Annotated in this window: 9 protein-coding genes; all 9 read right to left on the bottom strand. The window is 75.1% G+C overall.

The annotated features are described in order from the left end of the window. Window positions 1-128: 128 nt before the first annotated feature. Window positions 129-1,217, bottom strand: a complete 1,089-nt coding sequence (locus ACWFQ8_RS14585) for an SPFH domain-containing protein (RefSeq protein ID WP_453786562.1) — start codon at window positions 1,215-1,217, stop codon at window positions 129-131. A gap of 3 nt (window positions 1,218-1,220) precedes the next feature. After that, window positions 1,221-1,652 carry an NfeD family protein gene (locus tag ACWFQ8_RS14590; protein ID WP_453786586.1) on the bottom strand — a complete coding sequence of 144 codons (432 nt, stop codon included), beginning with the start codon at window positions 1,650-1,652 and terminating at the stop codon, window positions 1,221-1,223. A gap of 166 nt (window positions 1,653-1,818) precedes the next feature. Then, complete coding sequence (locus tag ACWFQ8_RS14595) at window positions 1,819-2,853, bottom strand: TolB family protein (RefSeq protein WP_453786587.1); 1,035 nt, start codon at window positions 2,851-2,853, stop codon at window positions 1,819-1,821. Between the two features lie 29 nt (window positions 2,854-2,882). Next, window positions 2,883-4,136, bottom strand: coding sequence for an MFS transporter (locus ACWFQ8_RS14600; RefSeq protein ID WP_453786563.1), 1,254 nt, complete (start codon window positions 4,134-4,136; stop codon window positions 2,883-2,885). A gap of 20 nt (window positions 4,137-4,156) precedes the next feature. Continuing rightward, window positions 4,157-5,383 carry an alkaline phosphatase family protein gene (locus ACWFQ8_RS14605; protein ID WP_453786564.1) on the bottom strand — a complete coding sequence of 409 codons (1,227 nt, stop codon included), beginning with the start codon at window positions 5,381-5,383 and terminating at the stop codon, window positions 4,157-4,159. Between the two features lie 152 nt (window positions 5,384-5,535). Beyond that, window positions 5,536-6,447 carry a galactokinase gene (locus ACWFQ8_RS14610; RefSeq protein ID WP_453786565.1) on the bottom strand — a complete coding sequence of 304 codons (912 nt, stop codon included), beginning with the start codon at window positions 6,445-6,447 and terminating at the stop codon, window positions 5,536-5,538. Then, window positions 6,444-8,387, bottom strand: a complete 1,944-nt coding sequence (locus tag ACWFQ8_RS14615) for a class I SAM-dependent methyltransferase (protein ID WP_453786566.1) — start codon at window positions 8,385-8,387, stop codon at window positions 6,444-6,446. Before ACWFQ8_RS14615 ends, ACWFQ8_RS14610 begins: the two co-directional genes overlap by 4 nt. Continuing rightward, window positions 8,384-9,556: a glycosyltransferase gene (locus ACWFQ8_RS14620; RefSeq protein ID WP_453786567.1), complete on the bottom strand. Its 1,173-nt coding sequence runs from the start codon at window positions 9,554-9,556 to the stop codon at window positions 8,384-8,386. Before ACWFQ8_RS14620 ends, ACWFQ8_RS14615 begins: the two co-directional genes overlap by 4 nt. Next, the gene (locus ACWFQ8_RS14625) at window positions 9,553-10,386 is read right to left on the bottom strand and encodes an alpha/beta fold hydrolase (RefSeq protein WP_453786568.1); all 834 of its coding nucleotides are present in this window, start codon (window positions 10,384-10,386) and stop codon (window positions 9,553-9,555) included. Before ACWFQ8_RS14625 ends, ACWFQ8_RS14620 begins: the two co-directional genes overlap by 4 nt. Window position 10,387: the final 1 nt, after the last annotated feature.

The following is a 10,387-nucleotide window of genomic DNA, read 5'->3' on the forward strand; positions in this document are numbered from 1 at the left end:
TCCGGACGCGGACCCCACCCGGACCCGCGGGAGAGCCCACCGCGCGAAACGATGACCGGGCGCTCGTCGTCGTACTCTCCCGGGCCCCGGCGGCGGCCGCCGGCCGCACCGGCCGGCGGGGGCGGCCGTCAGCCGAGCCGACCGGGCGGAGGCGCCCCGGGCGGCCGGTCGGCGGGGCCTGCGCCGGGGAGGCCGGGACGAGGACCCCCGCCGGCGGCGGCGTCGGCTTCCGCCGCGTCGGCCAGGGCCTCCGCAGCGGCTTCCGCCGCCTTCGCCGCGTCGTTCGCGGCCTGCACGGCCAGATCGTCCGAGGACGTCGCGCGGGTCGCCGCGGACCGGGGGAGCACCTCGGAGAAGGCCCGCGTCACGTTCTGGAGGGCGGAGGTGACCTCGCCGGGGATCACCCAGAACGTGTTGCCCGGGCCCTGCGCGAGCTGGGGGAGCATCTGGAGGTACTGGTAGGCGAGCAGTTTCGGGTCGGGGTCGTTGCGGTGGACGGCCTGGAACACCTCGTCGATGGCCCGCGACTGGCCCTCGGCCCGGAGGATCTCCGCCGTCCGGTTGCCCTCGGCGCGCAGGACGGCGGACTGCTTGTCGCCCTCCGCCGTGAGGATCTGGGACTGGCGCTGGCCCTCGGCCCCGAGGATGGCGGCCCGCTTGTCGCGCTCGGCCCGCATCTGCTTCTCCATCGCGTCCTTGATGGACTGCGGCGGGTCGATGGCCTTGATCTCCACCCGGTTGACCCTCAGCCCCCATTTGCCGGTGGCCTCGTCGAGGACACCGCGGAGCTGGTTGTTGATGGTGTCGCGCGAGGTCAGGGTCTTCTCCAGGTCCATGGACCCGACGACGTTGCGCAGGGTGGTGACGGTCAACTGCTCCACCGCCTGGAGGAAGTCGGCGATCTCGTAGGCGGCGGCGCGCGGGTCGGTGACCTGGAAGTACAGGACGGTGTCGATCTCGACGACCAGGTTGTCCTCCGTGATGACCGGCTGCGGTTTGAAGGAGACGACCTGCTCGCGCAGGTCGATCACCGGATGGACGCGGTCGATGTACGGGATGACGACGTTGAGGCCGGGCTTGAGCGTGCGGTGGTAGCGGCCGAGCCGTTCGACGTTGCGGGCACGGGCCTGGGGGACGATGCGCACGGCGCGCACCACCGTGAACACGGCGAATACCGCGACGAGCAGGCCGGCGACGAGGAACGCCGATGCTTCCATGGTTCACTCCCGGGGGTAGACGAGTGCCGTGGTGCCCTTGATCTCTATGACGTCGACGGTGGTGCCGGGAGGGATCACCAGCGTCTCGTCGTAGGCGCGGGCCGTCCACTCCTCACCGCCGATCCGGACCCTGCCTCCCAGGGCCGTCACCTCGGAGGTGACGTACGCGGCCCCGCCGACCAGGGCCTCCACGCCGAAACGCGCCCTCTGCGGTGGGCTCAGGTGGCGCAGGGCGACCGGACGCACGACGACCACGCCCACCGTGGCCAGGAGCGCGAACACCAGGAACTGCCAGGGGAGCGGGAGGCCGATCGCCGCGAACCCCGCGGTGATCAGCGCGGCGCCCCCGAGCAACCCGAGCGCGGCGGAGAAGGTGAGGATCTCCGCCGCGCCCAGGAGCAGCGCGGCGCTCAGCCAGATCAGCCAGGGCTCCATCGGATAGGCCTCCGGACACGAGGAGGAGGTCGCGACTCCTGTCACTTTTGCAACATTTTACCCATATGGGGCGATATGAACCGGATCGGATGGCCCGCGGGCGGAGGAGGGGGGCGTGCTGCATCGGCGCCGGACCGGACCGGCCGGGCGCCCGTGACGGGCATCCCTACGGGCGGACCGCCGGGGAGACGGCGGACTCCAGCAGCAGCCGCGGGGTCCCCCCGCCCGTCGCGGGCAGCGACCACAGGTCGCCGCCGAAGTCGCCCGGCAGGGAGTAGAGCAGCGTCCGGTCGTCGTACCAGAGGGCCTGGTCGTCGACGCTCCGCCGCTCCGCCAACGCCGTTTCGGCGCCGGTCCGCAGGTCCAGTACGTACAGCCGCCACGGGGCATCGGCCGGCAGCCCCGCCACCCGCTTCTTGAACGCGATGCGGGTGCCGTCCGGGGAGAGGGAGGGGCACTCCGTGTTGCCCCGCAGCACGCGCAGTTCGCGGGCCCGCAGGTCCCCCTCGACCAGGTGGGTGCCGCCGCCCGTGGCGAGGGTCGCGTAGAAGCGGTTGTCGTCGCCGGCGAAGGTCACCCCCCAGACGTTGTGGTCGGCCGCCCGCAGGCGCCGGTCGCCGTCGAACACGGCGAACTCCTCCAGGTTCGACGCGAGCGCGCCCGACCGGGTGTCATGGACGGCGGTACGGGTGGAGAACGCGCCGCCCGCGTACGAGTCCCCGCTGACGAACACCGTCCAGGCGACGAGCCGCCCGCTGGGCGAGACCCGCGCCCGGGTCGGCGTGCCCGGGACGGCGAACGAACGGACCGGCCGCAGCCCGGAGTCGAGGACCACCGCCTCGTACTGGGGGACCACCCCGCCCGCACGGCGCAGGCACACCCCCGTCCCGGCGGCCGCGTGGAAGCGCAGGCATTCCTGCGGCGCGGTGGTCCGGTCGGCGTCCTGCGGCGGGTCCAGCGGGACCGAGGCGATCAGGTCGCGGCCGGGCCCCCAGGCCAGATTGCGGAACAGCAGCCGGCCCGGCTGGTCCAGGCTCACCTTGCCGGACAGCGCCCGGGGACCGTCCGGCCGGGCCCGCGCGCGATCGTCGGCCCGGTCCGCCGCCCGGAACACCGCGACCGTGCCCACCGCCGCCAGCAACACGGAGAGCAGGAGAAGGGCCAGGACCTTCCGCGCGGTGTGCGTCGGCGGCGGCATCATCGGCGGCGGGGTCATCGGCGTCCTCGGTGTCATCGCAGCACTCCCTTGGCCAGCACCCCGGCCACCGCAAGCGACAGGGCGAGACCGACGGCCGCCCCGGCCAGCGCCGCGCCGGGCCCCGCGTACGTCCAGCCGGCGCCGAAGAGCAGCGCACCCGCGAAGCGGGCCAGCGCCTGCGCCGTCTGCACCAGAGCCATCCCGCTCGCCCGCAGCCCCGTCGGCAGCAGCGGCCCCACGGCCGCCATCAGCACGCCGTCGGTCGCCGCGTAGAACACCCCGAGGAGGAACAGGACCAGCACTGCCGGGGCCGCGCCGCCCAGGGGGGACAGGAGCAGCAGGTACGCCGCCACCAGCGCGGCATGACCCGCCAGGAACACCCGGCCCCGCCCCGCCCGGTCCGCGAGCCTGCCGAACGGGACCGCCAGCAGCAGGAACCCGGCCGCCGTCGCCACCGGGAGCAGCGGGAACGCCGCAGCCGGCAGGTCGAGGCGCCGCTGGAGCAGCAGGTAGACGAACGAGTCGCCGACCGTGAACACGCCGAGCACGGCCGCCGCCCACGCGATGCGCCGCACACCCCCGTCGCGGAGCACGGTGGTCAGCCCCCGATCGCGACCGCCGGACGGTTCGGGAGCCCGTGCGGGCCGGGAGCGGACGTCCCGCACGAACAGCGCGAGCAGCAGCACCGCGAAGGCTGCCGCGCAGAAGCTCACGGTGAACACCGCGTCATAGGCGTCGTGGGCCGCCCACAGCACGCCGAAGGCCACGAGCGGGCCCAGCAGCGCGCCCGCCGTGTCCATGGCCCGGTGCACCCCGAAGGCGCGCCCCTGTCCCTCCGGGGTGGCGGACAGGGAGATCAACGCGTCGCGGGGCGCGGTGCGCAGGCCCTTGCCGGTCCGGTCGGCGGTCAGGACCGCCGCCACCGCCCACGGGGTGGAGACGGCGAGGAGCCCCAGCTTGCAGACCGCCGAGAGGGCGTACCCCGTACCCGCAACGAGCTTGTGGCGCTCGGTCCGGTCGGCGATCTGCCCGCCGGCCAGCCGCAGCAGGGCCGTAGCGCCCTGGTACAGCCCGTCGAGGGCGCCGAAGGCCAGCGGCGACATGCCGAGACCCACGACGAGGTAGAGCGGCAGGACCGCGGTGACCATCTCGGCGGAGACATCCGTGACCAGGCTCACCAGGCCGAGCACGAGCACGTTCCCGGCCACCGCCGGGCCGGCTGCCGGGCGGGCCGCGCTCTCGGCGGGAGCTGCCGCGTCAGGGATGCGGCGGGCCGACAGGTACACGGACGTCTCCTTCCGGTTCCTCAGAACCAGGTGAGGGTGAGCGGGAAGGCGGCAGTGGCCGACCTGCCCGCCGCGTCGGTGACCGAGGCGGAGATCCGGACCGTGCCGGACCCCCAGGGCTTGCCGCTGATCCGGCCCGTCGAGGCGTCCATGGCCAGGCCCCACGGCAGCCCGGTCGCGGTCCACCGCAGCGGGGCCGTGCCGCCGGTGGCCGTCACCCGGATCGTGCAGGACTGGTTGAACTTGCAGGTCTGCGCGCCCGGGTCGGCGACGACCGGCCCGCCGCCCGGCGGCGGCTCCTCACCACCGGTCCCGAAGACCTCCGCGATCGGCTGGGCGTTCGCCGCGTTGCCCGCGTGCCCGGTACCGAACAGGTCCTCGAAGGTCCGCAGCAGGTTGAAGTGGTTGTACGCGCTGCCGTACCGGCCCTGCTTGACGTGCGCGCCGTAGAAGACCGTGGCGATCTGGTTCGACCCCAGGAAGTTGTCCTCGTCCCAGGTGAGCACCAGGAGACTGTTGTTGGCCTTCGCCCACTGCGCGTACGCGTCGAAGTTGTTCCTGACCCACGTGTCGCCCGTGCTCACCGGACACGAGTGCATGTCGTTGCACTGGTTCGGGACCACGAAGGACAGGTGGGGCAGGGCGTTGAAGTCGGTGCGCGGGAACTGCGCCCAGGTCTTGCCGGTGCTGAGCGGTACGTTCTTGAAGGCGAACCAGGGGTTGTGCTTCTGCGCGTACTGGCCGCTGGTGCAGACCGTGGACCCCTCGCTCGGCAGGTCCTCGTTGTACGTGGCGAAGGTCTTGCCCGCCGCGATGAGCCCCTGACCGAGGTTGGGCGCGGTCATCGACTGCGGCGTGTAGCAGCCGTCGCCCGTGATGCCCTGAGTGGTGCCCGAGAAGAGGTTGAAGTAGTTGGGCTGGCTGGGATGGGTCAGTGCCTTCATGGCCGTGAGGCTCGCGCCGCCGTTGGCCAGCTCGTTGACGTACGGGGCGTTGGCGCTGCCGATGATCTCCCCGTACTGCTTGTTCTCGAAGACGACCACCACCACGTGGTCGTAGCTCGGCAGGGCCGCCGCGGTCCGGGCGGCCGGCGCCGAAGCGGTGTCGGCGGCCTCGGAACTACCGATGGTCAGGGCGGTGACCAGGCCAAGGGCGCAGGCGAGGGCGGTCGCGGTGGCCCGCCACCTCCTGCCCCCTCGGTGCGGTGGTGCGACGGGGATGTCCGGTGCCGGGTGTCCGGTGCGCATGTCGGGTGCCTCCTGTGGCGTCGGGCGGTCGGATACGGGGTCGGGCAGGGGTGCGGGGTCGGTGGGGGTGCGGGGGGTGGGGGCGGAGGGTGGGGGATGCGGGGTGCGGGGATGCGGGGTGCGGCTTCGGCGGCGTGCGGGGCGGGTCCGGGTCATTCCTCGCGCCGGGCCGCCCCGGCCACGGCGATGTTCACGAAGCGCGGCACGGGCCGGCCCCGGTCGCGGAACTCGTCCGCGACCGCCGCGCGCACCCCCGTCAGCCGGTCCCGGGGCAGCAGCATCAGGACGCCGCGGCCCGGCCGGCTGCCGGGCGGCCACGCGCCGAGCGCCCCCGCCCGGCGGGCGCACGCCGCGCCCAGTGCCAGGCCGTCCGTGCGGTCCTCCGCGGAGCCCCGCACGGCCATGAGGACCAGGCGCGTCCCCGAGGAGGCCGGGTCGAAGGGCACGCTCCGACGCGCCCCGTCCGGGCCCACGTCCAGGGCCGTACCGGGCCGGGCGAAGAGCACGGCGGCGCGCAGGGCGTCGTCGTCCCGCGGCGCCACCTCCCGGAGCAGCGCCGCGAGCCGCTCCCGTGCGGGCCGCTCCGCGCCCGGCGGGGTGTGCACGTCGGACACGGCGAGCGCGACCGCGCAGTCCAGCGGTTCCCGGAGGGGCAGTCCGGCGGCCTCGGTCAGTGTCCCCTGCACGTGCAGGTCCGTGCCGGCGCGGCCGTAGCCGGCCCGGGCGAGGGTCCGGAGCAGGGCGTAGGGGCGGGCCGCCCAGGCCGGGGTGTCCGGGTAGCGGCCGGTCAGCGGGAGATCGCAGCTCTGCGCGGGATGGCTGAGCGAGCTGAGCCGCACCCGGCCGTCCTCGCGCGGGGCGGCGGCGGCCGCCACCGGCCAGCCGGCCGCGGCCACCAGATCGGGCGAGTTGAGGTGGAAGGCGTGCGGGGCGCTCCACACCGCGGCCGGCGGCCGGCCGTGCGCCGTCTCCAGCGCGTGCGCCACCAGGCGGAACAGCGGGTCGGCGGTGGCCCGTCGCGACAGCGACCGCACCCCGGTCACCTCCGCCGCCGGGGCGTTCACCGCGACTCCTTGCGGGCCAACAGCCGGTACGCGTTCCCGCCGTCCGTACGGCGGGCCACGGCGCTGCGCACGGCGTCCAGCGCGGCGGCCGCCGCCAGGCACGGCACCGCGGCCGCCCGTACCGCCTGCCGTACCGCGCGCCGCCCGGGCCGGGCCAGGGCCGGATCCGCCCACGGGCTGTCCGGGTCGGGGGCGAGCCGGTTGGCGACGAGGGCCACGGCGCCCACGAAGTCGTTGTGCTGATGGGCCGTACCGTGCTCCTCGGCCAGTACGGTGAAGCCGCGCTCGCCCAGCGCCGCCCGGAGGTTGCCCGCCGGGATCAGGTGCTGGTGCTGCGGCTGGAACCACGGCAGCCAGTGCGGGCCCAGCAGGCGGGCCATCCGCGACTGAGGATCGGGCAGTTCGATCAGCAGGTGCCCGCCCGGCGCCAGGACCCGCGCGGCCGCGTCCAGTTCGGCGAACGGATCGCGGGTGTGCTCCAGGTAGTGGTACATGCTGACGGCCTCGTACTGACCGGCCAACTTGTCGGCGAGGTCCGGGAACTGGCCCTGGTAGCCGGTGGTGACCCAGCCCCGCCGCTCCGCCTCCTGGATTCCGTCGCCCATGTCGAGGCCGTCGAAGCGCGTGTCGGGCCACACGTCACGGGCGACGTCGCAGAAGTGCCCGTGACCGGTGCCGACATCGAGCCAGGTGGTCGGACGGGCGTACGGGGCGAGCATCGCGGCCCGCGCCCGGTAGTGGGCTCCGAGCCGGGCGAAGACCACCCCGGCGCCCTCGCCGCCGCGACCGTCGTAGAAGTCGCGGTAGTAGAAGTCCAGCCCCTCCACCGTCAGCCGGGGGTTCTGGAATACGTGCGCGCAGGATGCGCACTGCTCCAGCGTGAAGCGGCCCGGCTTGCCCTGCAGCAGGTCCGCCACCCGGACCCGCACCACCAGCCGCGGCGAGCCGCACCAGGGGCAGTCGGGACGCCTCGGTTCGAGGAACCGGTCCGTGCCGCCCGCCGGCTCGGCCGCGTACCCGGCCTTGCGGTCGTCCGCCTCGGACCGCCGCGGCGACCGGGATACGGCCGCCGTGCCCAGCGCGGCACGCAGCGACCGCAGCGGCCGCGCCGCGCTCGCCCCGGCCAGGTCCGCGGGGCGCAGCGGCCCGCGGGTGCCCAGTACCAGCACGGGCTGCAGCCAGTACAGCGCGGCCGCGGCCACACCCCAGCGGCCGTCCCGTACGACCGCCGCCACCAGCAGCGCGAGACCGGCCAGTTGGACCGCCGACAGCGGACCCGGCGCCAGACCCTGCGCGCGCAGCTCGGCAGCGCGGCCTCCCGGACCGGCGGACACCGCACGGCAGCCGATGCCCGGGGCGACGGCCAGATCCGTCGAGGCGGTGGCGTACTCCTTCAAACGGCGGCCGAGCGCGAGGAGTTCCGCCCGGTCCCAGGACCGGTCGGGATCGATTCCGGCCCGCTCCAGGACGTCCGCGCCGACGAGCACCGCGTACCCCGCGCCCCGCCCGGCGGCCAGCCGGTCCCGGCGGTACCGGGCCGGGTCGACCAGCCGCAGGAGTCCGAGGGCCTCCTCCGCGGCCAGGTCCGCCGGCAGCAGCTCCAGCACGTCCAGATCCTCCCGGTCGGCGTGGGCCCGGGCGGCCGCGAGGACCCCCGCATCCACCACCACGCCCCGGGCGGTGAGCAGCCGTCGAGGCGGCCGCCCGGAGCACTCCCCGACGGCAGGCCCCGCGACGGCAGGCCCCGCGACGACGGCGGGCTCGGAGCCGGCAGACTCCGAGCCCGCAGACTCCGAGCCCGCAGACTCCGAGCCCGCAGACTCCGAGCCGGTGGGCGCCGAGCCGGCGGGCAGCACCGGCAGCGCGTGCAGGCGGCGACGCGCCCGTACCGTCCCCGCGCCGAGAGCGGCGGTGATCACGACGGAAACCCATGGGCTCATGACAGCTTCTCCAACCTGTCGGCCGCGGTGGCGGCGCCACCCGCGGCGGCGAAGGACGCCTGGATCCGCCGGGCCGCACGACGGTGCGGGCCGAAGTCCTCCAGTACGGCGGTGAGCGCGTCGTGCAGGTCAGCCGGCCGTGCCCGGCCGAAGCGCACCCGGACCCCGGCCCCGGCGTCGACGACCTGCTGCGCGACGATCGGCTGGTCGTCCCGGATCGGAGCCACGACCAGCGGCAGGCCGTGCGCGAGGGCCTCGCACACCGTGTTGTGGCCGCCGTGGCTGACGACCGCGTCCAGGTGGGGCAGCAGCCGCAGCTGCGGAACCGCCTCCTGGAGCAGGGCGCGTGCCGGTACCGGGTCGGCCAGGTGCCGGGGGGCGGCCACGATCAGCTGCACCCGGTCCGCCAACCGCTCCCCGGCGGCCAGAGCCGCGGCGTAGAACCGCGAACCCGCCTCCTGGTTGAGCGTGCCGAGGGAGACCAGCACCCGGCGGCGGTCCGGGTCGAGCCGCTGCCAGGGAAAGTCCGCGCCGGCCGGGCGGGCCCCGAAAGCCGGTCCCACGCAGGCGTAGTGCGCGGGCAGCGGTTCGGCGCCCCCGAACAGCTCCGGCGTCGAGAAGACCAGCACCAGCCGGTCCGAGAACCGGGGATCCCAGCCGGGCGGCGCCCCGCACTCGGCCAGCAGCCCGGCCAGCTGGTCCGCCACCCACGCGCCGACCTTGGGGAATCCGGCGAAGGGCCGCGTGAACTCGGCCGAGGTACTCGCCGAGGTGGCCCAGGGCACGCCGAGCCGCCGGGCGACCACGGCTCCCGCCAACGCCTGCTGGTCGGCGACCACCACGTCGGGGGCGAAGGCCGCGACGGCCCGTTCGACGCCGGGCACCATCGCACGGGCCAACGGCACCAGCGCCTCCGCCCACAGGAACCGCAGCGCCGCGATACCCCGCAGGTCCCGCCACCGCCCGTGCAGCGCGGCGTACCCACCGGGCCCGGGGCCGGCGGCGTCTCCGGAGGGGAGCAGCCGGGCGTGCGCGGGCAGCAGCGCGGACAGCACCTCGGCCGGCCCGGTCCAGGCGGTTTCGTGCCCGCGGGCGGCCAGTTCGGCGGCGACGGCCACGGTCGGATTCACGTGGCCGGCCAGCGGCGGGACGACGAACAGGAACCTCATACGATCAGCGCTCCCGTTCCGGCCCGGCGGACGGCCGCGGCGTGCGCCAGTACGTCCCCGCGCAGCACTCCGCCGGGCTCCTTGAGCACGTCGTGCCCGAGCCCGGGCAGGATCCGCAGCGTGCAGCGCGGGGCGTGCCGGGCCAGCTCCGCGGCGCCGGGAACCAGTTCGGAGTGCTCCCCGCAGACGACCAGGACCGGGCAGTCGAGCCCGGCGTAGTCGGCGGGTGTGAAGGTGCGGCCGGCCGCGATGTCGTCGATCAGGGTGGTGCCGTTCAGCAGCGCGTCGGCGACGGCCGTCAGCTTCGCCGCCTTGCGCAGCCGCAGCGAGAGCAGCTCGGCGGGGACCTGGCTGTCCTCCAGGCTGAGCGCGGCGACGGACAGGGTGTCGACCATGTTCTCCACCCAGGGGCCGCTGAGGGGCGGTTCGAGCAGGGTCAGCCCCGCGACGAGGTCGGGTCGGGCGAGGGCGGTGTGCAGGGCGAGCGTGCCGCCGTAGCTGTTGCCGACCAGGTGGACCGGACGGCCGTCCAGTCCGAGCGCGGACAGCAGGGCGAGCAGGTCCCGGACGGCGCTGCGGCTGTCGTACCCCTCGGGCGGACGCTCGCTGAGGCCGTGACCGCGCAGGTCGTAGAGGACCACCTCGTGCCCGGCCCGGGCCAGCGGGACGGCCAACGGGCAGTAGAAGCTGGAGAGGTTGTCGACGACGAGACCGTGCAGGAAGACGACCGGGGTGCCCGGGCCGCCCACCGCGGTCCCGGGGTCGGGGACGTCCGCCGCGGGCAGCCGCTGCACGTGGAAGCGCAGCGCGTTGGCGAGGATCTCGGCCATG

The sequence above is a fragment of the Streptomyces sp. NPDC055254 genome (assembly GCF_053606025.1).

What these genes read in the sequence shown, in the direction of transcription:
- ACWFQ8_RS14595 (WP_453786587.1), bottom strand. Translation starts at nt 2,853, where the DNA reads ATGATGCCGCCGCCGACGCACACCGCGCGGAAGGTCCTGGCCCTTCTC.
- ACWFQ8_RS14605 (WP_453786564.1), bottom strand. Translation starts at nt 5,383, where the DNA reads ATGCGCACCGGACACCCGGCACCGGACATCCCCGTCGCACCACCGCAC.
- ACWFQ8_RS14625 (WP_453786568.1), bottom strand. Translation starts at nt 10,386, where the DNA reads ATGGCCGAGATCCTCGCCAACGCGCTGCGCTTCCACGTGCAGCGGCTG.
- ACWFQ8_RS14590 (WP_453786586.1), bottom strand. Translation starts at nt 1,652, where the DNA reads ATGGAGCCCTGGCTGATCTGGCTGAGCGCCGCGCTGCTCCTGGGCGCG.
- ACWFQ8_RS14585 (WP_453786562.1), bottom strand. Translation starts at nt 1,217, where the DNA reads ATGGAAGCATCGGCGTTCCTCGTCGCCGGCCTGCTCGTCGCGGTATTC.
- ACWFQ8_RS14620 (WP_453786567.1), bottom strand. Translation starts at nt 9,556, where the DNA reads ATGAGGTTCCTGTTCGTCGTCCCGCCGCTGGCCGGCCACGTGAATCCG.
- ACWFQ8_RS14615 (WP_453786566.1), bottom strand. Translation starts at nt 8,387, where the DNA reads ATGAGCCCATGGGTTTCCGTCGTGATCACCGCCGCTCTCGGCGCGGGG.